The sequence below is a fragment of the Rossellomorea vietnamensis NBRC 101237 genome (assembly GCF_001591825.1).
In the GTDB taxonomy this organism is placed as follows: Bacteria; Bacillota; Bacilli; order Bacillales; family Bacillaceae_B; genus Rossellomorea; species Rossellomorea vietnamensis.
Genome location: NZ_BCVQ01000018.1, coordinates 1 through 24,503, shown reverse-complemented (window position 1 = coordinate 24,503; position 24,503 = coordinate 1). Strand labels below are relative to the sequence as shown.

Sequence of the window (24,503 nt, the reverse complement as noted above, 5' to 3'; positions counted from 1 at the left end):
TAGCAGGAAGGAGCGCCTGATGTGAAAAAAGGTCTGCTTGTAAAGTTGATGGCCGTTTTATTCTTTTCTACGTTTTTTCTCTATGGTTTTTCTCATTTAGGCGTGTATGCTTATGAATCATTCTTTGTTCAGTCACTCAATCTATCAAAACATGCAGCTGTTGCATCTGTTAATCTTGGGGGAGCAAACAAAGAAGAAGCAGTAAAGATACTGGAGGGGAAAATAATAGAGTGGAAAGGGAATCAAAACATCATGCTTGAATTCAATGGGGAGAGTGCAAGGATCGATTCAGCACTCTTTCAATTCCACTTGGAAGAAAGTATAGAAAAACTCGATGACAATGGAAGTTCGAGTTTATTGGTTACCTTGGATGATCAAGCGTTGGATTCATTTCTAACCGATCATTTCCCTGACTTTAGCCGTGATGACATAAACGTGGGTTCTTTAAAGAAGTATGTCCTATCTTTAGCGGGAAATCTCAACAAAGGTGAGACCATTCACGTGTACGATTATATTGATAAAAATGCATCGACACAGATTTTATTTGAAGCTGTATCCAATGAATTGAACATTACACCTACGATCAAGGGCTTCATAGAAAACTTTCCCTCCATTCTCATTGCACCCAATTCTCAGTTTTCGTTTTCGGACTTCTTGGAAACGGAAGGATTTGTTGTTGAATCACAGGCTGACTTAAGTCCGGTTGCATCATTACTCTATCAGATTACGTTGCATTCCAATTTTTCCATCATTGAACGTAATATAAGCAAAGAGCTTCCGGATTATGCGCCCCTGGGCTTTGAAGCAAAATTCAATCCTATGAATAATCAGGACTTTGTCATCACGAATCCGAACGCGACGGAGTATGTGCTGAAGCTTGCCATTCAAGATAATCGAATTAAGGCACAGCTCGAGGGGATTCCCTTTTCAAGCACGTATAATGTCCGATTGTCTGAAAAGGAAACATTCTCTCCCCGTGTGATTAAACAATTCAGCCCTTTTGTTGAAAAAGGAAGCGTCGATATTCAGCAAGAAGGGAAAGACGGGGTTTTGATCAGGGTCTACAAACAAAAGCTTAGCACTTCAGGAGAGATCCTTTCAGAAGAACTGATCAATGAAGATTTTTATGCGCCGCAGAATAAAGTTGCGGTATATCCATTGCAGGAAGCACAGGAAGCACCGAGCGAAACATATGACAATGTAACGGATGGGACGGATGAGGTAGACGGTGAAGTAACAACGCAGGATAAAGTAAATGAGGAAGAAAAGGAAGCCCCCACTTCACAGAACGGAGAAGATAAGACGGACACTTCTACCGATCAGAAAAGTGAGGACCCGTCCAAACGGGATTCTTCACCAACATCATCTGACGATAAATCAAAACCACAGAAAAAAGATTTTAAATAAGGCTTAAAAGCGGGTGATAAGGTGACCACCATTAGAAAAAGGCTCGGAGACCTGCTGGTAGATGCAGGGATCATATCCGAATCCCAGTTGCAAGATACCCTGAAAGATAAGGCCAAGGGTCAAAAGTTAGGGGATGCACTGCTTCAAAGAGGATATATTACGGAACAGCAGTTGATAGAAGTGCTGGAATTCCAATTAGGGATCCCACATGTCAGCTTATATCGGTATCCCTTTGAAACAAATTTATTCCATCTCATCCCTAAAGAGTCTGCAAAAAGGAACTTGATGATCCCACTTAAGAAAGAAGGGGATAAGCTTTTTGTCGCCATGAGTGATCCTTTGGATTTTTATGCCATAGAGGATCTCCGTCTGGCTACGGGCTTTCAGATTGAGACAGCGATTGCAACGAAGGATGACATCCTGAAGGTCATCAATAAATTCTATGATCTGGAAGATGGATTTGAAGATCTCTTTCAAGAAAATCGGAATCAAAATAACGTGGAAGAAGAAACGGTGGTGGATTCCGATTCTCCCATCGTTCGCTTAGTGAACGGGATCCTTTCGAATGCCGTCACCCAAAAAGCCAGTGACATACATATTGATCCGCAGGAAACAAAAGTGGTCATCCGTTACAGGGTGGATGGGATCTTAAGAACCGAAAGAAATCTTCCGAAACATATGCAAAGCATGTTGATTGCCCGGCTTAAAATCATGGCAAACCTTGACATAACCGAATTCAGAGTGCCACAGGACGGACGAATCAAAGTGAATATCGACTTTCACCCGATTGATCTGCGTGTATCGACATTACCGACGGTGTATGGTGAAAAGATTGTCCTGAGGATCCTGGATTTAGGTTCCAGCCTGAATGATCTTACAAAACTGGGGTTCAACAAGGTGAATCAGCAGAGGTTCATGAAAATGATCCAACAGCCGACAGGGATTGTCCTCATAACAGGACCAACCGGTTCAGGGAAGTCTTCCACTTTGTATGCAGCTTTGAATCACCTCAATAGCGAAGAAGTGAACATCATTACAATCGAAGATCCCGTTGAGTATCAGCTGGAAGGGATCAACCAGATCGGTGTGAATCAGAATGTAGGATTGACATTCGCAAAGGGACTTCGGGCCATTTTGCGTCAAGACCCCAACATCATCATGGTAGGGGAAATCCGGGATCGGGAAACGGTTGAAGTGTCCATACGTGCTTCCCTGACCGGTCACCTCGTCATGAGCACCATCCATACCAATGACTCCATCAGTACAGTGACCAGACTTCTGGATATGGGGGTCGAGCCGTTTTTAGTGGCTTCTTCACTGAGCGGGGTCGTGGCTCAACGGCTGATCAGGAAGGTGTGCCGTGACTGTAAGCAGGAAATGCCTGCGACCAAACGGGAAGTGGAGATATTCGCCAAAAGAGGAATGAAGATCGAGACCATCACAAGGGGGCGGGGATGCTCATCTTGTAACATGACCGGATACAAGGGCCGGATCGCCATTCATGAGGTCCTCGTCATGAATGATGAAATGAAGAAGGTCATCCTGAACAATGAACCATTTTCGAAGCTAAGGGAGCATGCTATCCGAAATAAAACCATTTTCCTGGTAGATGACGGTTTGCTGAAAGTAAAACAGGGATTGACCACGACCGAGGAAGTATTACGAGTAGCCATATCAGAGTAGGTGAATGAATTGAAAGAAAAAGTTGATTATCTTCTTAAATCTGCTTACGAGCTGGGGGCATCGGATATCCATTTAACTGTGGGTTCGCCGCCTATCTTCCGCATACACGGGGACTTAAAAAGATACGGGAAAGAGAACCTGTTGCCCGATCATACAGAGTTAATGGCAAAAGCCATCATTTCAGAAACGATGTATCCTGCTTTTGAAGAAGTGGGTGAGCTGGATTTTTCATATGGGATTCCCGGCGTGTCAAGATTCAGGGTGAATGCATTTAAGCAGCGATCATGTGTATCTTTGGCTATACGTGTGATTCCGACTTCCATCCCAACAATGGAAGACCTGTTTCTTCCACATGCATTGAAGGCCATTGCAGAAAAACCTCAGGGGCTGTTCCTCGTAACTGGGCCAACGGGCAGCGGGAAGTCGACTACACTCGCTTCCATCGTCGATTATATGAACCGGAAGATGAGGAAGCATATCATCACCCTGGAAGATCCAATCGAGTACCTGCACAAGCATGGTGCATCGATCATCGATCAGCGGGAAGTAGGGTTTGATACAAGATCTTTCTCAAAAGGATTGAGAAGTGCCCTGAGGCAGGATCCGGATATCATTCTTGTAGGAGAGATGCGTGACCTGGAGACCATCCATACGGCCATCACGGCAGCTGAGACCGGTCACCTTGTACTTGCGACCCTTCACACTTCCAGTGCACCTGCCACCATCGAGCGGATCGTAGACGTTTTCCCTCCGGAGCAACAGTCGCAAATCCGTGTTCAGTTGGCATCGGTCCTTGTCGGGATTCTTTCCCAAAGGCTCTTTGCCACAGTCGATAAAAAAGGGAGAAGGGCCGCGACGGAGCTCCTGATGAATAATGCGGCGATCGCCAATTTGATCCGTTCTGAAAAGGTCCACCAGATTCAAAATGTCATGCAGACATCCAAATCGTCAGGTATGCACATTATGAGCGACAGTGTGATGAGACTATATGAGAGTGGCATCATATCTAAGGAAATGGCGTTTCCTTACAGCAGAGAGGAGATTCCTCAATAGATGGGACGGTATAAGTACACAGGCAGGGACCAAAAAGGGAAGAAATCAGGGATTGTCACGGCTTCATCGAAAAAAGATGCACTCATTCAGTTGAAAAAGCAGGAAGTAAGGGTCATAGACATCCTGGAGATGCCGGAAACGCTTATGACGAAAGACATCGCGATCGGCAATCCTGTGAAATTGCAGCATCTTGTCATATTTCTGAGACAGTTTGCCACCCTGCTGCAAGCTGGCGTCACGGTCGTGGATGCCACTCATATTTTGTCTGAGCAGACAGAGAGTAAGGCACTCGGTAAAGCCTTAAAGGAAATCGAGGATCAACTTAGGGACGGGAATCCGTTGTCGGAAGCCTTTTCCCGTCATAAGAAAATCTTCGAACCGCTGTTGATCAATATGCTGAAAGCAGGTGAAGCATCAGGTAGCCTGGATGAGACGTTGGAAGGGCTCGCCACCCATTATGAAAAGCAGCATATCACGAAACAGAAAATCATATCGGCTCTTGCATACCCGATGGTTGTTGGCGTCATCGCCATCGGTGTCGTGATTTTCCTCCTTGCTGCCGTCGTCCCTACATTCGTGAATATGCTGAACGATTTCGGCGGCGAACTGCCTGCCATCACACAGTTCGTCATTGCATCAAGCGACTTCATGCAAAAGTTCTGGTATATCATCATTTTGTTCTTTGTATTCATTTCGATCACCTTGGCCATGTTAAGAAAAGACAAGCGCTCCAAATATTACTTAGACTATGCCGTCCTAAGGATTCCGATCTTCGGAAAAATGCTGCAAAAAGCGGTCCTTGCGAGGATGACGAGAACGTTAAGCTCCTTGTTTTCCAGCTCCGTCCCCATCTTACAGGCGTTGGCCATCGTGGAAAAAGTGGTGGAAAACGAAGTGGTGGCACGGGTGATCGGCGAATCCCGGAGGTCTTTGGAGAAAGGGACCTCCCTTACGGACCCAATGAAGAGGCATTGGGCTTTCCCTCCACTTGTGACGCAGATGATTGCAATAGGGGAAGAGACAGGTTCCCTTGACTCAATGCTTGCAAAGGTTGCGGACTTCTATGAAAAGGAAGTGGAAAGCGCCACGGACCGACTGAAGTCATTGATCGAGCCGCTCATGATCGTCATGCTGGCAGGTTTAGTCGGGACCATTGTGACTTCCATCCTAGTCCCGATGTTCGAAATCTTCAACAGTGTTCAGAACTATTAGAAAATACCTAGTATTTTACAAAAAAGTTGATTTTTTTGTCGATTGGTTGTTGTATACTAGTACTAGATTACTAGTTTTTGCAAAAAGATCATTAAACAGGAGGAATTACCATGTTAAAGAAAATCGGTCAAAGATTGAAAAATGAGCGCGGATTGACGCTTATCGAATTACTTGCGGTTGTTGTTATTTTAGGGATCATTGCGGCGATTGCGATTCCTAGTATTGGCGGGTTGATTAATAACTCGAAGAAGGATGCTCACATTGCGAATGCTCAGCAGATGGTGAGTGGGGCGCGATTAGCGGTAACAGCTGATCAAGCTGCAGTAGGTTCTATTAAAATGGAAGAACTTATCGATAAAGGATATTTAGAAGAGTTTGAAAACCCTTCAGATTCTAAGGGATACAACCAAAAGACCAGTATTGTTACAATTACTAAAGATGCAGATACTGGTAACTATTCTTATGTGGTTACTCTTATTGGGAAATCGAGTTCTACTGAACATATTAACGGTGACCCTGATAAAGTTAAGCGTGACGATGTAAAACTATAATATGATTCAAGTATTACTAGTCCTCTACGGTCTCCTCCTAGGCTCCTTCTACAACGTAGTCGGCCTACGGATACCGCTCAAAAAATCAATCGTCAAACCGAGATCAGCCTGTCCTTACTGCCGGCACACGCTGACGGCCAGGGAACTGATCCCGGTAGTTTCATATATTATACAAGGAGGAAAATGCGCTCGGTGTAAAGGGCGCATTTCTCCTCTTTATCCGTTAATGGAATTATCCACGGGACTACTATTCTTACTTTCTTATACGTTAATAGGCTTACAGGCGGAGCTGATTGTCGCTCTGACCCTTGTTTCCCTGTTCATGATCATCACCGTCAGTGACCTGATATATATGGTCATCCCCGATAAAGTGCTGCTGTTTTTTTCGGTGCTCTTTATCATCGAACGCATATTCATCCCGTTGAATCCCTGGTGGGACAGCATAGCGGGTGCACTGACAGGCTTTTGCCTGCTTCTCCTGATTGCCATCATCAGCAAAGGGGGAATGGGAGGCGGCGATATTAAATTATTCGCTGTCATCGGCTTTGTCGTGGGAGTCAAGGTGATGCTGTTTTCCTTTTTTCTCGCCACGCTTTTGGGGGCGGTGGCAGGTATTACCGGCCTGATTCTAGGTGTTTTCAAAAAAGGACAGCCCATCGCGTTCGGTCCGTATATCGTATTGGGCACACTCGTCGCATACTTCTTTCATCAGCCAATCCTGTATTGGTATTTTTCTTTATACAGCTAAAAGGGGTCATTAAAGATGTTATCACGTCTCTTCAATAAGAATAAAAATAAAATCAATATCGTCATCAGTGATCAATGGATTCGTTTTGTCGAATTGAAATCAGTTTCTCCTTTACATATCCATGATTATGGAGAGATGCGTATAGGAGACGGGATGATTTCCGATGGCAAAATCATTGAAAAAGAGGCGTTTCAAGCCTTTTTGGATGAGTGTGTCCTGGATTGGGGCCTGAAAAAGAGGGAAGTTCAATTCATCGTCCCGAACACACAGATGATCATCAGGAAGATGGCGATTTCCCCTGATATTGAGGACGATGAGGTAAAGAGTCACTTATTCCTTGAAATCGGGACAAGTATCCATCTCCCTTTTGAAAATCCGGTTTTTGACGTAGTGGTGGTTGGGAATAAAGGGGACAAGAAAGAAATCATCCTGGTTGCTGCACCGGAAGACATTGTGATGGAATATCAACAGATGCTGACAGATGCCCACTTAAAGCCCGTTGTAGCGGATATCAGTCCACTTGCCTACTACCGTTACATCCATTCATTGGACCTTACTCATAGTGAAAACCATGAAATGCTTCTTTACTTTAATCCTTCCAATGTGACCGTATCCATCTTCCATGATCACCAGCCCGTCTTTTTCAGGCCGATCAGTTTAGGGGAGGAACGGGAAGTGATGGATGAGAGAAGTGTTCATGATGAATTTCATTCCCTCCCATTTGATGATGTGATGAAAGAGATAGACAAAGTGCTCAGCTTTTATCGCTACACGCTGACAAACGATGAATCTGTGATCAATAAGGTATATGTAGCCGGTGATCACCCCATGGTCGGGGACATCCATACCCTTTTGGCAGACAGGTTTGAGATTGACACCATCAAGGTGCCTTCTCTAGCACGGGACCCCTACACCAACCAAGAACTACCGTATGAGTTCCTGCTATCCGTTGGTTTAGGATTAAAAGGGGTGATATAGTGCTCGTCGATATCAATCTATTACCTCAAAACGAAAAGAGAAGCCGGCAGTGGCTGTATGTGGTCGCTGGGGTTATATCACTTGGCATTCTTGCTCTGATTCTTCTATTCATCCTTGCCGGGAATCTCAGTAAAGACGTGGACGCCCTGACTGCTCAACTTCAAAGTGAAAAGCAGCTTAGGGCTGAAAAAGAACAAAGCATTTCTGACTTTGAATCTTCTGATGCATGGGTACAACTGGAGGGAGCAGTGAGCTGGGTGGAAGACTATCCGATCGATACGATACCGGTCTTGGATCATCTCGTGGAATTGCTTCCGGAACGTGGATTCTTAAAGGATTTCACTTATGCAGACGTTGGGAGTATCCAACTCTCGATTCAATTCGATACAAGCAGTGAAGCAGCCTATTATTTAACTCATCTGAAAGATTCCAAGTACATTCAGGATGCAAAACTATCATCCCTTGCCACTGAATCCGTCATGGAGAATGAACAGGCGGCTGTTAATACTGAACCCGTCCTGCCAAGGTACGTCGGCCAGTATGAAGTCATATTAAATAGAGATAGCATCAAAAAAATCGAAGCTGAATCCGATGAGCAAGGGGGCGATTCGGGATGAATGTACAATTCGATAAAAAAGAATGGTTTCTGATTGGAACCTCAACCATTTTAGTATTATTTCTTGTCTTTGGAGCTGTTTGGTTTTTCTACTTACCGGTGAAGAATCAAAAAGAAAGCCTGCAAAGTGAAATTCAAACGGAAACGAAGCTAATTAATGCTTTGGATTCGAAAATTTCTTCCATCCAACAGGATTCATTTGAAAACTCGAGTTCCCTTCAACAAAAAGTTCCGGTGAAACCCATGACACAGCAGCTGCTTATAGACCTTCAAAAGGCGGAAATCGTCTCGGATAGTCTTATTACGAGCATAGAATTTACTGAAGGAGCGATGGCGCTGCCTGTAACCGGTGAAACAACCGGGACTACCATCGAAGAGACAGCCGAGCCGACGAATGATGGGACATCTTCAACCAATTCGGATGGAGCGGTCGTGTCCCTCCCGCAGGGCCTGCAAAAATTGACTGCCACTATGTCTGTTGAAGCCAAGAGCTATTTCGAAATAGAAGGATTCATCAAGAAACTGGAAGAGCTGCACCGCATCGTAGAGGTTGAACAGATTTCTTTCAGCGGGCCACCGGAGATACAGCAATATCAGGATGCTGTAGAGAATATTCAATTGAAGATTGTGGTATCCGCCTTTTATTTGCCTGGTTTAGTGGAACTTGAGAAGGAACTGCCTAAACTGGATGCTCCTCTTCCTTCAAACAAAAAGAATCCTTTTCAGCAGTTCCCTGAACAAAAGTCAGAAGAACAAGATAATAATGTAAGGTCTGATGAATGATGACTGAAAATGAGAGAGGCTACACCCTTGTCGAATTACTGGCGGTGATTGTCATCCTCGGGATCATCGCCGTGATCGCCGTGTTGGCGATCAATACGATCATCGAAAAATCCAAGCAGCAGGCATTCGTGGCAAATGCCCTTACAATGAAGAGCTCTGCCGAGTACTATGCGAAAGACGCCATGCTTCAGGAGCGGCAAATCGATAAGGTCACCTATAAAGAATTGGTAGACGCCAACCTGATCGAACCGATCCTTGATCCCCATTCCAAAACAGTCATGACACCGGATGATGACTCCTATGTTCTGGCTGATGGTGAAAATGTCTTATCCATTTGTTTAATGGGTGATGAGTACAATCTTTGTACAAATGATGAAGGTGATAGAGAGGAAATCCCCTATTCTTCTCTATCAATCGAATCCCTGAAGAAGAACTAAAAAATTTGACGAAAACCTATTAGGACAAGACGACAAAAGTCTTGTTCTTTTTTTTATGGGATGTGATAGCATGGAAAAAAATAGATGAAGGAGGGTGGCGATGATGGGCGATCGTGGGAAAAACGACAAAAAGATTTCTATTAAAATCAATGGGGAAAAAACGAAGTTCGATGAAGATCTCCTTGTGTACGATTGGAAGTTGGGGGAATCGGAAACGGCTGCCGGGGAAGAGGCGAAGGATGACGGATTTGATTGGATCCTTCCCGATGAAGAAGCCGAGCCTCCACAGGAATATAAAAAGATCCACTATGTGTCTGGAAGTAAGAAGAAGAAAAAATCGTTTATTAACCCGTTTCAGGATTCGGTCAACTTGGTCATGTCTTTGATTGGGGCGATCGTTGTGGGGGCGGTCCTTGGTTTCGGGACCCTTAAGGTGATCACGACGACGGATGGCCCGGCTACACCTGCCGCAACCTTGCAGGAAAATACATCAACAGGGAAAACGGGCGACCAGCAGGCGGTTTCTGCTGTCGAATTAAAGGATTTTTCTACCTCCATCCTACAGGGCGGTGTGTTTTCGACAGAGGAAGCGATGAAGGCCATGAAGGATAGTTTAGAGGCAAAAGGTCTTCCTGGTGCATCTGTGGAGAAAGACGGCCAGTTCTTTTTATTGCTCGGAGTTTCGGGTGACCTGGAAACGGCCAAAACCCTTGGCGGGAAACTGAAGGATCAAGGGGTGGACGTTTACGCAAAGGATTTTGTGATTGGATCCAAAGGGATCAATGCGTCAAAAGAAGAAAAAACGTTCCTTGAAAAAGGGAATGCCCTATTCAGCGCTATAGCCCAGGCCAGCAGCACTGGAATGACCGGGGGGACTGCGGATGAGGCAACGATCAAAACGATTCAATCCGGAGTGAAGGAATTGGAAGGGCTCAAAGTGGGTCAGGATTCCATCGCCTCCATGAAGAAATCATTGATGGATGCAGGGAATCTGGCAGCGGCAATGAAATCCCCAGAAGATGCACAAAAAGCTCAAGAAGGACTATTATCTTATCTTCAACTATATAGCGGGTTATAATTTCGACTGAATTAGACTATTTTCTAGGAAATAATGATCTGTGAGCTGTCTAAGTACATGGGATTCTTCCATTGGCGCGTACTGAGGCAGCTCTATTTTCACTTGTTTAGTCAGGGTGGATTTGGTAGTATATTCTTGTATCTCCCAATTTGCACTCTGAAAGGAATGGTATGGTGTGTCCAACCTCATACTTGCTTCACAATCCCCCCGACGAAAAGAACTTCTCGAACAAATCCAACTCTCTTTTTCCATTATGGCCTCCAGTGTGGATGAAGCCTTTTCTCCTGATTTATTGCCTCACGAAGTCGTCATGTTTCTCGCAAGGAAAAAAGCCAGGGTAATATCGAACCGACACCCTTCTCACTATGTGATCGGCTCTGACACCGTTGTGACAAAAGACGGTAAGATCCTGGGGAAACCGGAATCGAAAGAGGAAGCGAAGGATATGCTTCTGATGCTTTCCGGTTCTTCCCATGAGGTTTACACCGGTGTCGCGATCGTCCATGGTGAGGAGGAGAAACTCTTTTATGAAAAAACGGATGTTACGTTTTGGGAGTTGACCTCTAAAGAGATCGATGACTATATCGCAACAGAAGAGCCATTTGACAAAGCGGGTTCATATGGGATCCAGGGAATCGGTGCGAAATTCGTCAAGGAAATCAAGGGAGATTATTTCGCGGTTGTCGGTCTCCCGATCTCACGTGTGAATCGTGCGCTACTCGAAATGGGCTATCTTCCTTCAGAATGACTCCTTCACGTAAGAATAGGAGGAACCAATGGTAAAAACGATGCCCCATCAGGAAGAAAACCGTCTGATGATCAGGGATTTCCCTCAGGATGAGAGACCGAGGGAAAGAATGATCCAAAGCGGAGCAGCCAGTCTGTCCAATCAGGAACTGCTCGCCATTTTACTCCGGACCGGAACCAAATCCGAGTCCGTTCTTCAACTATCCAACCGTCTCTTAACTCAATTTGATGGATTGAATCTACTAAAGGATGCGTCCCTGGAAGAGATCACGAAAACGAAAGGGATCGGTCTTGCCAAGGCCGTTCAGATCATGGCAGCGGTGGAATTCGGCCGGCGCATCAGCAATCTGGCATTCGATGACAGATATTCGATCCGTTCCCCAGAAGACGGGGCCAATTATGTCATGAATGATATGAGGTTTTTGGCCCAGGAGCATTTTGTCTGCTTATACCTCAACACAAAGAATCAAGTACTCCACAAGCAAACCATCTTCATCGGAAGCCTCAATGCCTCCATCGTACATCCCAGGGAAGTCTTCAAAGAAGCTTTTCGCCGCTCCGCCGCCTCCATCATTTGCATCCACAACCACCCATCCGGGGACCCTACCCCGAGCAGGGAAGACATAGAAGTGACAAAAAGATTGGTGGAATGCGGTCGAATCATTGGTATTGATATACTCGATCACCTTATAATAGGGGAGAAGAAGTTTATCAGTTTAAAGGAAAAAGGGTATTTATGACACTATGATTTTTTTCCTGGTTACGATATAATAAAGCTTATGATTTTTACAAACAATATCGTGATTCAATATAACGCGGGCTTACTGAAATAAGAGAGTCATTCTACAAGGGAATGAGTCTTTTCGTTATGCATGAACGAAGCATTATTGTGACGAAAATTAAGAGGTAGAGAGTGATTGGACAACTCTCCTATGAAAACACATAAACCTTTATAAAAACCAGCCAATTTGTATCAGAAAGGGAGATACCATTCATGTTTGGAACGAAAGATTTAGGGATTGATTTAGGAACTGCTAACACATTGGTGTACGTGAAAGGCAAGGGGATTGTCGTTCGCGAACCTTCTGTTGTGGCACTTCAAACTGATAATAAGCAGATCGTTGCAGTGGGGAATGACGCCAAGAACATGATCGGCCGTACACCGGGGAATGTCGTGGCCCTCCGTCCGATGAAAGATGGAGTGATCGCTGATTACGAAACGACCGCCACAATGATGAAGTACTACATAAAGCAGGCGACACGAAATAAGGGCGCTTTTTCACGAAAGCCTTATGTCATGGTATGTGTACCTTCAGGCATTACAGGGGTTGAGGAAAGAGCGGTCATCGATGCGACCAGACAAGCTGGGGCACGGGACGCTTATACGATTGAAGAGCCTTTCGCAGCAGCGATCGGAGCGAATCTACCGGTATGGGAACCGACAGGAAGCATGGTCGTGGATATCGGTGGAGGAACGACGGAAGTGGCGATCATCTCTTTAGGGGGAATCGTGACAAGTCAATCGATCCGCGTTGCCGGGGATGAAATGGATGATGCGATCATCAACTATATCCGTAAGACATACAACCTGATGATCGGGGACCGTACAGCGGAGACCATCAAGATGGAAGTGGGTTCTGCCGGGGATTCTGAAGGCATCGAAGCGATGGAAATCCGCGGGCGTGATCTTCTGACTGGACTTCCGAAAACGATTGAAGTGACGGCTGTGGAAATTGCATCCGCCCTTCATGATACCGTCTACACGATTGTGGATGCCGTTAAGAGTACGCTGGAGAAGACTCCACCGGAACTTGCAGCGGACATCATGGACAGAGGGATTGTGCTGACCGGTGGGGGAGCACTTCTTCGTAATCTTGATAAAGTGATCAGCGATGAAACGAAGATGCCGGTGCTCATTGCCGAGGAACCACTGGATTGCGTGGCAATCGGGACAGGAAAAGCCCTTGACCACATTCACTTATTTAAAACACGTGGAAAATAATAATTGATCGTAAGAGGGGACGTTTCCTTAAGGATGCAAGGGCAGCCTTAAGGCCGGCCCCATCTTTTTTCGAAGAACCATGAATATTTTGACGAATGATATCAAATATAAACGATTTTTGATATAGTATTTACTAGAATGAGAAAAGGTTGAGGTGTACATCATGCCACAATTCTTCCTGAATAAACGTTTGATCATTCTGCTCGTCAGTGTCATTGTCCTGGTGGGATTAATCGGATTTTCTTTGCGGGACCGGGATAGTATCAGCTGGCCGGAGCAGTTTGTGAAAGATATGGTAGGATTCGGACAATCGTTGGTTTCAAAACCAGTCAATTATGTAGCCGGAGTTGTTGATAACGTTCAAGATCTTCAAAATACATACACAGAAAACGAAAAACTGAAAACGCGTTTGGATGAGCTGATCAAGCTTGAAACAAAAGTGAAAGACCTGAAGCAGGATAACGATGAATTACGGGCGGTCCTGGATAAGAAGGAGAACCTCCGTGCTTATAAAACGGTTCAGGCAACCGTCATTGCACGAAATCCGGATCAATGGCAGGAGCTCATCACCATCGATAAAGGGGAAGTGAACGGAATCCAATCGGATATGGCCGTCATCTCTTCAGCCGGATTGATCGGAAAGATTAAAAGTGTCAATGAATTTTCATCTACGGTCGAATTAATTTCGACAAATAATACAAAAAACCGCATTTCCACCGTCATCCAAAGTAAAGACCAGGATATTAACGGTTGGATTGAAGGATACGACAGCAAGAAAGAAGAAATTCTGGTGAAGCGGATTTCCAACGATATGAAGGTCGAAAAGGGATCCAAAGTGATGACCTCTGGCCTCGGTGGCGTGTTCCCTAAAGGATTGGTCATTGGTGAAGTGAAGGAAGTCAAACCGGATCAATATGGACTGACGCAAACGGCATATGTGAAGCCTGCTGCTGATTTCTATCATTTAGAGCATGTCATGGTCATCGACCGTGAAATCCAAGGTGTGACGGATGAGGACGCGGTTGAGGAGGAAGAGCAATGATCAGCAGGCTCCTCCTTCCTTTCATGACCTTGCTTTTCTTCTATAGCGAAAGTTTATTTGTCCATCTTTTCCCCAGTGAAGAGTGGTTCGATCAGAAAATGATCGTTCCCCATTTCCTGGTCATCGTTTTGTTCTTTATATGTGCGTTCTATCAATACCGGACAGCACTTCTTTATGGATTCATCTTTGGCTTCTTATTTGATATTTATTACACTGAAATCAACGGGATTTACCTGGTGTTATTCCCGTTCGTCATCTTTCTGTCCCATCAGATGATGAAGGTGTTACATAATAACCTCTTTGTATTAGGGATCATAACCCTTGTGAATATTTCTGTTTTAGAGTTTTTGGTATACGAGATCAACCATATTATCAATAGGACGGATTTGACGTTCATGCAGTTTGTGGACTGGCGTTTATGGCCGACTTTGGTCCTGAATGCCCTGTTTTATATCATTCTTGCATTTCCATTTAGAAACTACCTTCTGAATAAACGGAAAGAGTGGTTGGATGAATAAATTCCATTAGTAATTTTTTCATATAAAGAGGAAATGACACTGCTTATGTCGAATTTATAGACGACTGAGGTGAAAAATTACGACATGAATAAGAAGCCAAATGTGATGATCAAGGGAACCAAAGAAGGACTGACCCTTCATCTCAACGATCAATGCTCGTTTCAGGAATTAAAAAAAGAGCTGGACGATAAGCTGTCTGCCCAATACAGGGAAACAGAAGGAACCCCTCTTTTGACGGTCAATATCCAAACAGGCAATCGTTACCTGGAAGAAGATCAGGTGGAAGAGTTGAAGGATATTGTAAGACAAAAACGCAATTTAGTGGTAAACGAAGTATGGAGTAATGTCATAACCAAAAATGATGCTGAGAAACTCATAGATGAACGAAATATCGAAACCCTCACAGGGGTCATCCGTTCGGGACAGGTAGTGGAAGTGTCCGGCGATATCCTCATAGTGGGAGATGTCAATCCCGGGGGGAAGGTCCTCGCCGGGGGGAATATTTACATATTAGGTTCATTAAAAGGGATTGCCCATGCCGGCTGCAATGGTAACGATGGGTCGGTCATCGTGGCTTCGAAAATGGTCCCATCCCAGCTTCGGATCGCGGATTCCCTGAATCGTGCACCTGACCGGGTGGAGGAAGAGGATGACCGCGAGATGGAATGTGCGTACGTGGATGAAAGTGGACAGATCGTTGTCGATCGATTGCAGGTTTTGAAGCATCTTAGACCAAATATTACTAGTTTTAAAGGAGGAAGCTAATGTGGGTGAAGCCATAGTTGTTACTTCAGGTAAAGGTGGAGTGGGAAAGACGACTACTTCTGCCAATGTTGGTACAGCATTAGCTCTACAAGGCAAAAAGGTTTGTCTGATTGATACGGATATCGGCCTCAGGAACCTGGACGTGGTGATGGGCCTAGAAAACCGGATCATCTATGATTTAGTGGACGTAGTGGAGGGCAGATGTAAAATCCATCAGGCCCTTGTGAAAGACAAGCGTTTCGAAGACAAACTATTCTTATTGCCTGCTGCTCAGACGAGTGATAAATCCGCTGTCAATCCTGAACAGATGAAAAAGCTGGTACTGGACTTAAAGCAAGACTATGATTATATCATTATTGACTGCCCTGCAGGAATTGAGCAGGGGTATAAAAACGCCGTGGCAGGAGCGGATCGCGCGATTGTCGTGACAACGCCCGAGATTTCCGCTGTACGGGATGCGGACCGGATCATCGGCCTTCTGGAGAAGGAAAACATCGAACCTCCGAAATTGGTGATCAATCGTATCCGTAATCATATGATGAAAAACGGTGAGATGCTGGATGTGGATGAAATCACTTCCCATCTTTCCATCGATCTTCTTGGAATCGTCGCCGATGATGACAACGTGATCAAATCATCGAATAAAGGGGAGCCGATCGCTCTCGATTCGACAAGTAAAGCGTCGATCTCTTACCGGAATATTGCGAGGCGGATCCTGGGTGAATCGGTCCCGCTTCAATCCCTGGAAGAAGAAAGAACGGGCGTCTTTATGAAAATTAAAAGATTATTTGGTGTAAAAGCCTAATGATATCGCCGGTCCCGGCAGGTCGCATGATGCGTCCTGCCGGGACTTTTTGTGTTCTTCATGAATATTCCCACGGGACAAGTCATACATTGTAGCAAAACATGTGTAATGGAATCTTGGTATGGATCTGACACCCGTTTGCCCATCAGCAGGAATGGACCAAGCCAATCACTGGTTATGAAACAATACCTTATAAAAAGGAATGATGTACATGGGGAATCGAGCGGATGAAATACGGAAGCGGATAGCCAAACGAAAAAAGATGGGTGGAACAGGTTCCGGTACGAATCCATCGTACTTTTTGCCGTCGGATGAGGAGCGCTATGGAATGGAGCGGCAGACAAGCTTTGAAGGCGGTCCTCCACCGGAAGGGGTCCATCCTCTTTTTAAGAAAGAAACCTTCATGCTGAAAATACTCGGGGCGGGGATCATGGTATTGGTGACGGCCATCCTGTTCAAAAGCCCTTCTCCCTCATTCGATGATGCAAAGTCCGTTGTCATGAAGACGATGGATACGGAGTTCCAATTCGCCGCCATTTCCACCTGGTATGAAGATCAATTCGGAAAACCGCTTGCGTTGTTGCCTGCAAGTGATTCCGGGAAAGAATCCGCGGCGGAACCTAGTGCTGAATATGCAAGGCCTGCTTCAGGGAAGGTCGTAGAAAATTTCAAGACCAATGGGCAGGGGATCATGCTGCAGACGGTCCTTGGTGAGGATGTAACGGCCATGAAGGGAGGTTTGGTTCTATTTGCAGGAAAAAAGGAGGAGTTGGGGAATACTGTGGTCATTCAACATGCGGATAAATCAGAATCGTGGTACGGAAATTTGGAATCGATTGATGTGAAGCAGTATGAATCAATCAAGAAGGGCTCTCTTGTAGGGAAGGTTTCATCGAGCAGTCAGGACGAAGCAACGGGTGAGTTTTATTTCGCGATTAAAATGGGGGATGAATTCATCGACCCGATCCAGGTGATGTCATTTGACTAATCTCATATCACTTTTGAAGAAATTTTACGTTCATCCCTTGCTGTGGCTTGTGATCGGGATTGCCATCATGACGGCCCACTTCTTTGAACTGATCCTGCTCCTCGTCATCATTACGATCCATGAACTGGGCCATGGGATGATGGCTCAATCCTTTTCGTGGAGGGTGAAGAAAATCGCTCTGTTACCCTTTGGGGGCGTCGCTGAGATGGATGAGCACGGGAACCGCTCCTTGATGGAGGAGTTCTGGGTGGTGGCAGCCGGTCCCTTGCAGCACGTCTGGCTCATTGCAGCCGGCTTCGGTCTCTTGGAGTTTGGCGTGATCAGTCAGGATACATTTTCACTTTTTTTTCAATTGAATATGATGGTGTTGCTGTTTAACCTCCTGCCTATTTGGCCATTGGATGGGGGGAAGTTGGTTTCCCTGCTCCTTGCGACGAAGTTTAATTATTTGAGAGCGTATGAATACACGCTCCTCTTTTCATTTGGATTATTATTATTGTTCCATCTGATTGTACTCATAACCGCTCCCCTGCATTTGAATCTGTGGATCGTCCTTTCCTTCCTGTACTTCTCCCTATGGGTCGACTGGAAGCAGAGGAGATATGCGTTTATGAAGTTTTTATTGGAGAGATATTACGGGAAGAGTCATCAATTTGTGCAACTGAGGCCGCTACCAATCGAAAGTGAAGAATCCATCATAACGGTGGTGGAAAGGTTTCAGAGAGGCGTCAAGCATCCCCTCGTCGTATTCGACAAGGGTGTTGAAGTGGGGAAACTTGATGAGAACGAGCTGCTCCACGCCTTCTTTGCGGAAAAGATGACATCCGCAAAAACGAAGGATCTTCTCTACCTTTATTGACGAATAGAGACGAACTGTATAAAGTAAGGGCATACTGGTAAAAAAGGGTTGGAACCAACCCTTTTTTCTTATGAGTTTTTCTGTGGAAAAGAGGTTTTGGGTATGGAAGAAATGATTGTACACAGTAAGGGCAGGGAAAAGCGGTGGGTACACCGTTCACATAATGAAATTATTGGTTTATATACATATCCCCCTGGAGAAGAAAGCTTAACGGGCAATATTTACCTGGGGCGGGTCATCAAGGTCCAAAAGGGACTCGGGGCGGCGTTCGTCGATTTTGGTCAGGGAAAGAATGGGTATCTCCATGAAAAGGACTTTCCGCAAAATGTGAAAGCGTATCATGAGGGGAGCGATCCAACCCCGATCGGAAACCTTGTCCATGAAGGAGAAAAAGTCATCGTTCAGGTCTTAAAGGATGAGATGGGGACGAAGGGTGCCAGATTGACCGCTGTCATCGAGCTGAAGGGTGAACATCTGGTGTACATGCCAAAGGGGTACTATGTGGCGGTTTCCAAAAAAGTGGATGATGAAAATCGCAAGGTGTTGAGGCGGTTAGCTCATGAGTGGAAACAAGGGGGAGAAGGCATTGTGATGCGCACCAACGCCTCCGGGGTCAAAGAGGCAGTATTACAAGAAGAGGTCATCTCCCTCAGGACGCGCTATGAAGGTCTTGAGAGGGTGTCCTTGAGGGCGAAGTGTCCGTCCCTCCTATCCCGGCAGGATACCTTCTATGAGGATCTCCATGAGTACCTGAAAAAAGGTGGGGGCGGGAAGGTCGTATTTGATGAGTATGACAGCCTTCTTCAAGTTGAGGAAATGAGCGGTGAGGGAATCAGGAAGAAGTGGAAGTTCGAGCTTTATCAGGGCAGCGAAAATATTTTTAAACATTATGACGTTTCCTCTGCATGGGAAAGCGCACTGAAAAAAATAGTGTGGCTGCCGAACGGAGCCACGCTTATCATTGAAGGAACGGAAGCGATGACGGTGGTGGATGTCAATTCCGGAAAATTCACCGGGAAAGACAACCTGGAGCAGACGATACTGGAGACGAATAAACTCGCGGCGACAGAAATGGCGAAGCAGCTTACCATCCGGAACTTAAGCGGGATGATCCTGATCGATTTCATCGATATGAAAAAGGACAGCCACCGCCAGGAAGTGATGGACGCTCTTTCAGAAGCCCTCATTTCAGACCGGCAGCGCACAACGATCGTAGGGTTCACCAAACTCGGGATCCTGGAATTGACGAGGAAGAGGACCCGGCAGCCCCTTGCAGCGTCCTTGACCCGGCCGTGCTCGGTATGTCATGGTACAGGGAGGGAAATGAGTCCGGAGACGATGGCATTCAAGCTCGAACGGGAGCTGTGGGAATGTGAAGGGATGGACGGCTCACGGATTGAAGTGGAAGCGACCCGTGATGTGGCGGATAGTTTTGTTGGAAAACAGGGCATCCATATCGAAAGACTCCAGAAAGTATTGAATAAAAAGATCTTGATTCAGGAAATCACTCACACCCATCCTTATTTCAGGATAACAAAGATTCTATGAATTTCTTGAATGTTATTGACAGTCCATCGATTTTTGTGATAGGATTCTAATGTTATTGATTGTAGCACCCGTGCTACAACCGCTCATTACAGGTACAAAAGCTTGGAGCATACCAACACCTGTCATTGGCGAGTCTGAGTTTATAAGGAGGTGCGATTATGTACGCAATTATCGAAACAGGTGGTAAGCAAATCCGTGTAGAAGCTGGTCAAGCAATCTACATCGAAAAGCTAAACGCTGAACAAGGCGATACGGTAACTTTTGACAAAGTTCTATTCGTTGGTGGTGACGATGTGAAAGTAGGAAGTCCTTTAGTGGATGGAGCTACTGTAACAGCGAAAGTTGAAAAACAAGGCCGCGCGAAAAAGCTTGTAGTATTCAAATACAAAGCGAAAAAGAACTACCGTCGTAAGCAAGGTCACCGTCAACCTTACACTAAAGTTGTCATTGACGAAATCAACGCGTAAGGCGTGAGATCATGATTAACGTTTACGTAGAGCGTTCCTCCGGGAAAAGAATCCGTTCTTTCTCCATGGATGGACATGCTGATTTTGCCGAAAATGGGCAAGACATTGTCTGTGCAGGTGCTTCTGCTGTTTCATTCGGCAGCATTAATGCCATTATGGCGTTAACCGGTGTAGAACCGTCCATCGAGCAATCCTCTGATGGTGGATTCCTTCGCTGCGTCATCCCTGATGATCTTCCGGAAGAAACGGAGAGCAAGGTTCAGCTGCTGCTTGACGGCATGTTGATCAGCCTCCAGACGATTGAAAGAGACTATAGTGATTTTATTAAAATAACCTTCAAAAAGTAGGAGGTGGAACAGATGTTAAGATTAGACCTTCAGTTTTTTGCGTCCAAAAAAGGAGTAGGTTCGACTAAGAATGGTCGTGACTCTATCTCAAAGCGCCTTGGTGCTAAGCGTGCAGACGGTCAAATGGTTTCTGGTGGATCAATTCTTTACCGTCAACGCGGTACGAAAATTTATCCAGGCCTAAACGTCGGCCGTGGCGGCGACGATACACTTTTCGCTAAAACCGACGGTGTTGTTCGTTTCGAACGCATGGGTCGTGACAAGAAAAAAGTGAGCGTATACCCAGTTGCGAATGAAGCTTAATCGCATATCTTTAACGAAAACTCTAACCGACTTTCGGTTAGAGTTTTATTTTTATCAAGGGTATATGACTATTTCTATCCGATTACCATTCACATACACCAATTTCACAGAAACAATATACGCACGACGCCCATCTTTGATATACTTACAGGTAGCACTTAAGTATAGGAGTTAGATTATGAGCGAAAATTGGGGTGTAGTCGAGGCGTTGAGGCATGCCCGCCACGACTGGATGAATGATTTGCAATTAATTAAAGGGAATCTGGACCTTGGCCGTGTGGAGCGGGCGAAACAGGTCATCGAGGAAATGGTTCTCGTTGCGCAAAATGAATCAAAGCTTTCGAATGTGAAGCTGCCATTATTGGCAGAATGGATATTAACCTATAATTGGTCAAGACATTTGATTAAGCTGGATTTTGAAGTCCTTCGACTCGAGCCTCACCGGCTTGAAGACAAAAGGCTTTACAATTGGTGCAAGGAGTTTCTGGAATTCCTTGAATCAAATGTAATGAACAATGTAGAAAATCAATTATCCATTATACTTGACATTACTAAAGAACAATCCCGTTTTATATTTGATTTCACAGGTATACTAAAGAGTACAAGCTTAGTGGAAGACTGGATCAAAAATCAACTATCAAATGGAGAAAATATAGAATTAGAACAACTTCAAGAAGAGGTTCTTGTCGTTCATGTTATCGCTGAATGATTGAAGCGATTGCAGTGATAAGTTAGGAGTGAAAGTATGTTTATAGATCAGGTCAAGGTTTATACAAAGGGCGGTGACGGCGGTAACGGTATGGTTGCCTTCCGTCGCGAGAAATATGTACCAAAAGGTGGTCCCGCAGGGGGAGATGGCGGTCACGGAGCAGACGTCATTTTCGAAGTGGACGAAGGCTTAAGGACGTTGATGGATTTCCGTTATCAACGTCATTTCAAGGCACCTCGCGGAGAGCACGGGATGAGTAAGAATCAGCATGGCCGCAATGCAGAGGATATGGTGGTCAAGGTGCCACCTGGGACTGTTGTGAAGGATGATGACACAGGTGAAACGATCGCCGACCTTGTACAGCATGGTCAACGTGCGGTGATCACGAAAGGTGGACGCGGCGGACGCGGGAATTCCCGATTTGCAACGCCTGCGAATCCTGCACCGGAGCTGTCTGAGAAGGGTGAGCCGGGTCAAGAACGTTATATCGTGATGGAATTGAAGCTTCTTGCTGATGTGGGATTGGTCGGATTCCCTAGCGTAGGGAAATCAACACTGCTTTCCGTTGTTTCAGCAGCGAAGCCTAAGATCGCCTCCTACCATTTCACGACAATCGTACCGAATCTTGGGATGGTGGAAACGGGAGATGGAAGAAGTTTCGTCATGGCCGATCTTCCAGGATTGATTGAAGGTGCCCACGAAGGTGTGGGGCTAGGACATCAATTCCTTCGCCACATTGAACGTACCCGTGTCATCGTGCACGTCATCGATATGAGCGGAATGGAAGGAAGAGATCCATACGAGGATTACCTGACGATCAATGAAGAGCTTAAGCAATACAATCTTCGTTTGACGGAGCGTCCTCAAGTCATCGTTGCGAATAAGATGGATATGCCGGATTCAGAAGAGAATCTGAAGGTCTTCAAAGAGAAACTTCAGGAGGATTACCCTGTGTTCCCTATCTCCGCGGTCACAAGACAGGGTCTCGCCGAACTGTTGTATGCCGTTGCGGATAAGGTGGAAACAACAGAAGAATTCCCGATCCATGAAGAAGAAGAAACGGGTATTCACCGCGTTCTTTATAAGCATGAAGAGGAAGAAAAAGAGTTCGAAATCACCCGTGACCCTGATGGCACATTCGTCGTCAGCGGTGCGAAGATCGAGAGATTGTTCAAGATGACGGATTTCTCACGGGAAGATTCGGCAAGACGTTTCGCCAGACAGCTTCGTTCGTATGGTGTGGATGATGCCCTTCGTGAACGTGGTGCCAAAAATGGCGATACGATCCGCTTAATTAAATATGAGTTCGAATTTGTAGATTAAGTTTCATCCTTTATCTATTCAGACGAATTGACAGGTGGTGGCTGAAATCTGCCGTCACCTGTTTTACAATAGAGAGCGAAAGCGGTTTTATTCGAACCTCTACAGCTGGACAATTGGAGGAATAGTCATTGGGGAAAAAATTTCAAGAAGGCAAGTTTTATTTGGTGCGTGAAGACGTGCTGCCGGAAGCGATGAAGAAAACCCTGGATGCAAAAGAATTGATTGAAAGAGGCAAGGCGGATTCCGTATGGGAAGCGGTCCACCGGGTCGATTTGAGCCGGAGTGCCTTTTACAAATACCGGGATACGGTCTTTCCTTTCCACACCATCGTGAAGGAAAGGATCATTACCCTGTTCTTTCATTTGGAGGACCGGTCAGGGACACTGTCTCATCTATTAAGTGAAACAGCCAAGCATGGTTGCAATATATTAACGATCCATCAGACGATTCCGCTGCAGGGAAGGGCGAATGTCACCCTCTCCTTAAATGTGACAGACCTCACGATCGGATTGGAAGACTTGCTCTCAAAGCTCCGTCGTTTGGAATTTGTGGAGAAAGTGGAAGTGTTGGGTTCCGGAGCCTGACGCTTCTTTTTTTATGGGAAAACCTTTCCCTTTGATTCCATACGTGTTAGAATGTTCAATAAATTTCAATAGAGTGAGAGGAAGATCAGAGTGAAGATAGCATATTTAGGACCACAGGCTTCCTTTACAGATTTAGCCGTCAAGAAGGCTTTTCCCGAAGAAGAAACGGTTTCGTATGTGACGATACCCGATTGCATCGAGGCAGTGATCGAGAGTGAAGTGGATTACGCCGTGGTGCCTTTGGAGAATGCCCTGGAAGGCTCGGTACATATTACGGTGGATTATTTGTTTCATGAAGCGAACTTAGCGATTGTCGCTGAATTGACGTCCGCCATTCAGCAGCACTTAATGATTCATCCCGCGTGGAGTGACAGCGAAGACCGGATCGGGAAAGTCCTTTCCCATTCCCACGCATTGGCGCAGTGTCATAAATTTTTACATAAGCAGTTTCGCGGAGTGCCGCTGGAGCAGACGACGAGTACGGCTGCCGCTGCTAAATTCGTAAGTGAGAATCCGGATTCATTCCTCGCGGCGATCGGGAACGAGCTGGCAGCAGAAAAATACGGGTTGAACATCCTGCATGAAAACATTCATGATTTTGCCTATAATCATACGAGGTTCATCGTCTTGCATAAGACACCGGATCCACTGACCCTGTCTCAGGAAAAGAGCATGGAGAAGACAACCTTGATGGTGACTCTTCCGAAAGACCGTTCGGGGGCGCTTCATCAGGTATTGTCCACGTTTGCCTGGAGACAGCTGAATTTAAGTAAAATCGAATCAAGACCCCTGAAAACGGGGCTCGGAGATTATTTCTTCTTGATCGATGTGGCCCATGAAATGGATGACGTCCTCCTTCCCGGAGCCATCAGTGAAATGGAAGCCCTCGGATGCACGGTGAAAATGATCGGGACATATTCTTCTTATTTATTGGATAACTAAAGAAAAAA

At 45.5% G+C, this 24,503-nt stretch carries 28 protein-coding genes and 1 other annotated feature; all 28 genes read left to right on the top strand.

The window, feature by feature from the left end:
- Window positions 1-21 precede the first annotated feature (21 nt).
- Entirely contained in the window at window positions 22-1,407 is a 1,386-nt protein-coding gene (locus BVI01S_RS11330; RefSeq protein ID WP_061810207.1) for a VanW family protein, read from the top strand.
- A gap of 21 nt (window positions 1,408-1,428) precedes the next feature.
- Complete coding sequence (locus tag BVI01S_RS11325; RefSeq protein WP_061810206.1) at window positions 1,429-3,090, top strand: GspE/PulE family protein; 1,662 nt, start codon at window positions 1,429-1,431, stop codon at window positions 3,088-3,090.
- 9 nt (window positions 3,091-3,099) lie between these two features.
- Window positions 3,100-4,143 (top strand): type IV pilus twitching motility protein PilT, encoded by a 1,044-nt coding sequence (locus tag BVI01S_RS11320; RefSeq protein WP_061810234.1) that lies wholly within the window; start codon window positions 3,100-3,102, stop codon window positions 4,141-4,143.
- Window positions 4,144-5,355 (top strand): type II secretion system F family protein, encoded by a 1,212-nt coding sequence (locus BVI01S_RS11315; protein WP_061810205.1) that lies wholly within the window; start codon window positions 4,144-4,146, stop codon window positions 5,353-5,355.
- Between the two features lie 110 nt (window positions 5,356-5,465).
- Window positions 5,466-5,906, top strand: coding sequence for a type II secretion system protein (locus BVI01S_RS11310; protein WP_061810204.1), 441 nt, complete (start codon window positions 5,466-5,468; stop codon window positions 5,904-5,906).
- Window position 5,907: 1 nt separating this feature from the next.
- Complete coding sequence (locus tag BVI01S_RS11305; protein WP_061810203.1) at window positions 5,908-6,654, top strand: prepilin peptidase; 747 nt, start codon at window positions 5,908-5,910, stop codon at window positions 6,652-6,654.
- Window positions 6,655-6,669: 15 nt separating this feature from the next.
- Complete coding sequence (gene pilM / locus BVI01S_RS11300; RefSeq protein ID WP_061810202.1) at window positions 6,670-7,632, top strand: type IV pilus biogenesis protein PilM; 963 nt, start codon at window positions 6,670-6,672, stop codon at window positions 7,630-7,632.
- Window positions 7,632-8,249 carry a PilN family protein gene (locus BVI01S_RS11295; protein ID WP_061810201.1) on the top strand — a complete coding sequence of 206 codons (618 nt, stop codon included), beginning with the start codon at window positions 7,632-7,634 and terminating at the stop codon, window positions 8,247-8,249. Before pilM ends, BVI01S_RS11295 begins: the two co-directional genes overlap by 1 nt.
- Entirely contained in the window at window positions 8,246-9,031 is a 786-nt protein-coding gene (locus tag BVI01S_RS11290; RefSeq protein WP_061810200.1) for a PilN family protein, read from the top strand. The genes BVI01S_RS11295 and BVI01S_RS11290 overlap by 4 nt, the downstream gene beginning before the upstream one ends.
- Window positions 9,028-9,468: a type II secretion system protein gene (locus BVI01S_RS11285; protein WP_061810199.1), complete on the top strand. Its 441-nt coding sequence runs from the start codon at window positions 9,028-9,030 to the stop codon at window positions 9,466-9,468. The genes BVI01S_RS11290 and BVI01S_RS11285 overlap by 4 nt, the downstream gene beginning before the upstream one ends.
- 100 nt (window positions 9,469-9,568) lie before the next feature.
- Window positions 9,569-10,546 carry a hypothetical protein gene (locus tag BVI01S_RS11280; protein ID WP_061810198.1) on the top strand — a complete coding sequence of 326 codons (978 nt, stop codon included), beginning with the start codon at window positions 9,569-9,571 and terminating at the stop codon, window positions 10,544-10,546.
- 175 nt (window positions 10,547-10,721) lie between these two features.
- On the top strand, window positions 10,722-11,294 hold the full coding sequence (locus BVI01S_RS11270) for a Maf family protein (protein WP_061810196.1): 573 nt from the start codon (window positions 10,722-10,724) through the stop codon (window positions 11,292-11,294).
- Window positions 11,295-11,322: 28 nt separating this feature from the next.
- Window positions 11,323-12,033: a RadC family protein gene (radC, locus tag BVI01S_RS11265; RefSeq protein WP_269146685.1), complete on the top strand. Its 711-nt coding sequence runs from the start codon at window positions 11,323-11,325 to the stop codon at window positions 12,031-12,033.
- 254 nt (window positions 12,034-12,287) lie between these two features.
- Window positions 12,288-13,295 carry a rod shape-determining protein gene (locus BVI01S_RS11260; protein WP_061810195.1) on the top strand — a complete coding sequence of 336 codons (1,008 nt, stop codon included), beginning with the start codon at window positions 12,288-12,290 and terminating at the stop codon, window positions 13,293-13,295.
- A 163-nt stretch (window positions 13,296-13,458) separates the two neighbouring features.
- Window positions 13,459-14,337 (top strand): rod shape-determining protein MreC, encoded by an 879-nt coding sequence (gene mreC / locus BVI01S_RS11255; RefSeq protein ID WP_034757210.1) that lies wholly within the window; start codon window positions 13,459-13,461, stop codon window positions 14,335-14,337.
- Entirely contained in the window at window positions 14,334-14,855 is a 522-nt protein-coding gene (gene mreD, locus BVI01S_RS11250) for a rod shape-determining protein MreD (RefSeq protein ID WP_051758188.1), read from the top strand. The genes mreC and mreD overlap by 4 nt, the downstream gene beginning before the upstream one ends.
- 84 nt (window positions 14,856-14,939) lie before the next feature.
- Window positions 14,940-15,620 carry a septum site-determining protein MinC gene (gene minC, locus BVI01S_RS11245; RefSeq protein WP_034757213.1) on the top strand — a complete coding sequence of 227 codons (681 nt, stop codon included), beginning with the start codon at window positions 14,940-14,942 and terminating at the stop codon, window positions 15,618-15,620.
- A gap of 1 nt (window position 15,621) precedes the next feature.
- Complete coding sequence (gene minD, locus BVI01S_RS11240; protein ID WP_034757216.1) at window positions 15,622-16,425, top strand: septum site-determining protein MinD; 804 nt, start codon at window positions 15,622-15,624, stop codon at window positions 16,423-16,425.
- Window positions 16,426-16,636: 211 nt separating this feature from the next.
- Window positions 16,637-17,413 carry a M23 family metallopeptidase gene (locus BVI01S_RS11235; protein ID WP_034757218.1) on the top strand — a complete coding sequence of 259 codons (777 nt, stop codon included), beginning with the start codon at window positions 16,637-16,639 and terminating at the stop codon, window positions 17,411-17,413.
- A complete protein-coding gene (locus BVI01S_RS11230) occupies window positions 17,406-18,272 on the top strand; it encodes a site-2 protease family protein (RefSeq protein ID WP_061810194.1) in 867 nt (288 codons plus the stop codon). Before BVI01S_RS11235 ends, BVI01S_RS11230 begins: the two co-directional genes overlap by 8 nt.
- A 102-nt stretch (window positions 18,273-18,374) precedes the next feature.
- On the top strand, window positions 18,375-19,820 hold the full coding sequence (locus tag BVI01S_RS11225; RefSeq protein WP_061810193.1) for an Rne/Rng family ribonuclease: 1,446 nt from the start codon (window positions 18,375-18,377) through the stop codon (window positions 19,818-19,820).
- A gap of 67 nt (window positions 19,821-19,887) precedes the next feature.
- Window positions 19,888-19,966: a sequence feature (ribosomal protein L21 leader region), on the top strand.
- A gap of 12 nt (window positions 19,967-19,978) precedes the next feature.
- On the top strand, window positions 19,979-20,287 hold the full coding sequence (rplU, locus tag BVI01S_RS11220; RefSeq protein ID WP_034757222.1) for a 50S ribosomal protein L21: 309 nt from the start codon (window positions 19,979-19,981) through the stop codon (window positions 20,285-20,287).
- 11 nt (window positions 20,288-20,298) lie between these two features.
- Entirely contained in the window at window positions 20,299-20,634 is a 336-nt protein-coding gene (locus BVI01S_RS11215) for a ribosomal-processing cysteine protease Prp (RefSeq protein ID WP_034757225.1), read from the top strand.
- Between the two features lie 12 nt (window positions 20,635-20,646).
- On the top strand, window positions 20,647-20,937 hold the full coding sequence (gene rpmA, locus BVI01S_RS11210) for a 50S ribosomal protein L27 (RefSeq protein ID WP_034757227.1): 291 nt from the start codon (window positions 20,647-20,649) through the stop codon (window positions 20,935-20,937).
- A 178-nt stretch (window positions 20,938-21,115) separates the two neighbouring features.
- Window positions 21,116-21,646 (top strand): Spo0B C-terminal domain-containing protein, encoded by a 531-nt coding sequence (locus tag BVI01S_RS11205; RefSeq protein ID WP_034757231.1) that lies wholly within the window; start codon window positions 21,116-21,118, stop codon window positions 21,644-21,646.
- A gap of 36 nt (window positions 21,647-21,682) precedes the next feature.
- On the top strand, window positions 21,683-22,969 hold the full coding sequence (obgE, locus tag BVI01S_RS11200) for a GTPase ObgE (protein ID WP_034757233.1): 1,287 nt from the start codon (window positions 21,683-21,685) through the stop codon (window positions 22,967-22,969).
- A gap of 128 nt (window positions 22,970-23,097) precedes the next feature.
- Entirely contained in the window at window positions 23,098-23,553 is a 456-nt protein-coding gene (gene thrR, locus BVI01S_RS11195; protein ID WP_034757235.1) for a transcriptional regulator ThrR, read from the top strand.
- A 90-nt stretch (window positions 23,554-23,643) separates the two neighbouring features.
- On the top strand, window positions 23,644-24,495 hold the full coding sequence (gene pheA / locus BVI01S_RS11190; RefSeq protein WP_034757238.1) for a prephenate dehydratase: 852 nt from the start codon (window positions 23,644-23,646) through the stop codon (window positions 24,493-24,495).
- Window positions 24,496-24,503 lie beyond the last annotated feature (8 nt).

Excerpts from the sequence above, each read along its gene's own strand:
- obgE (WP_034757233.1), top strand. The coding sequence starts at position 21,683 with ATGTTTATAGATCAGGTCAAGGTTTATACAAAGGGCGGTGACGGCGGT.
- mreD (WP_051758188.1), top strand. The coding sequence starts at position 14,334 with ATGATCAGCAGGCTCCTCCTTCCTTTCATGACCTTGCTTTTCTTCTAT.
- BVI01S_RS11315 (WP_061810205.1), top strand. The coding sequence starts at position 4,144 with ATGGGACGGTATAAGTACACAGGCAGGGACCAAAAAGGGAAGAAATCA.
- BVI01S_RS11225 (WP_061810193.1), top strand. The coding sequence starts at position 18,375 with ATGGAAGAAATGATTGTACACAGTAAGGGCAGGGAAAAGCGGTGGGTA.
- BVI01S_RS11235 (WP_034757218.1), top strand. The coding sequence starts at position 16,637 with ATGGGGAATCGAGCGGATGAAATACGGAAGCGGATAGCCAAACGAAAA.
- BVI01S_RS11205 (WP_034757231.1), top strand. The coding sequence starts at position 21,116 with ATGAGCGAAAATTGGGGTGTAGTCGAGGCGTTGAGGCATGCCCGCCAC.
- pilM (WP_061810202.1), top strand. The coding sequence starts at position 6,670 with ATGTTATCACGTCTCTTCAATAAGAATAAAAATAAAATCAATATCGTC.
- BVI01S_RS11285 (WP_061810199.1), top strand. The coding sequence starts at position 9,028 with ATGATGACTGAAAATGAGAGAGGCTACACCCTTGTCGAATTACTGGCG.
- BVI01S_RS11305 (WP_061810203.1), top strand. The coding sequence starts at position 5,908 with ATGATTCAAGTATTACTAGTCCTCTACGGTCTCCTCCTAGGCTCCTTC.
- BVI01S_RS11310 (WP_061810204.1), top strand. The coding sequence starts at position 5,466 with ATGTTAAAGAAAATCGGTCAAAGATTGAAAAATGAGCGCGGATTGACG.
- BVI01S_RS11280 (WP_061810198.1), top strand. The coding sequence starts at position 9,569 with ATGATGGGCGATCGTGGGAAAAACGACAAAAAGATTTCTATTAAAATC.
- rplU (WP_034757222.1), top strand. The coding sequence starts at position 19,979 with ATGTACGCAATTATCGAAACAGGTGGTAAGCAAATCCGTGTAGAAGCT.
- rpmA (WP_034757227.1), top strand. The coding sequence starts at position 20,647 with ATGTTAAGATTAGACCTTCAGTTTTTTGCGTCCAAAAAAGGAGTAGGT.
- radC (WP_269146685.1), top strand. The coding sequence starts at position 11,323 with ATGGTAAAAACGATGCCCCATCAGGAAGAAAACCGTCTGATGATCAGG.
- mreC (WP_034757210.1), top strand. The coding sequence starts at position 13,459 with ATGCCACAATTCTTCCTGAATAAACGTTTGATCATTCTGCTCGTCAGT.
- BVI01S_RS11260 (WP_061810195.1), top strand. The coding sequence starts at position 12,288 with ATGTTTGGAACGAAAGATTTAGGGATTGATTTAGGAACTGCTAACACA.
- BVI01S_RS11290 (WP_061810200.1), top strand. The coding sequence starts at position 8,246 with ATGAATGTACAATTCGATAAAAAAGAATGGTTTCTGATTGGAACCTCA.
- minC (WP_034757213.1), top strand. The coding sequence starts at position 14,940 with ATGAATAAGAAGCCAAATGTGATGATCAAGGGAACCAAAGAAGGACTG.
- BVI01S_RS11215 (WP_034757225.1), top strand. The coding sequence starts at position 20,299 with ATGATTAACGTTTACGTAGAGCGTTCCTCCGGGAAAAGAATCCGTTCT.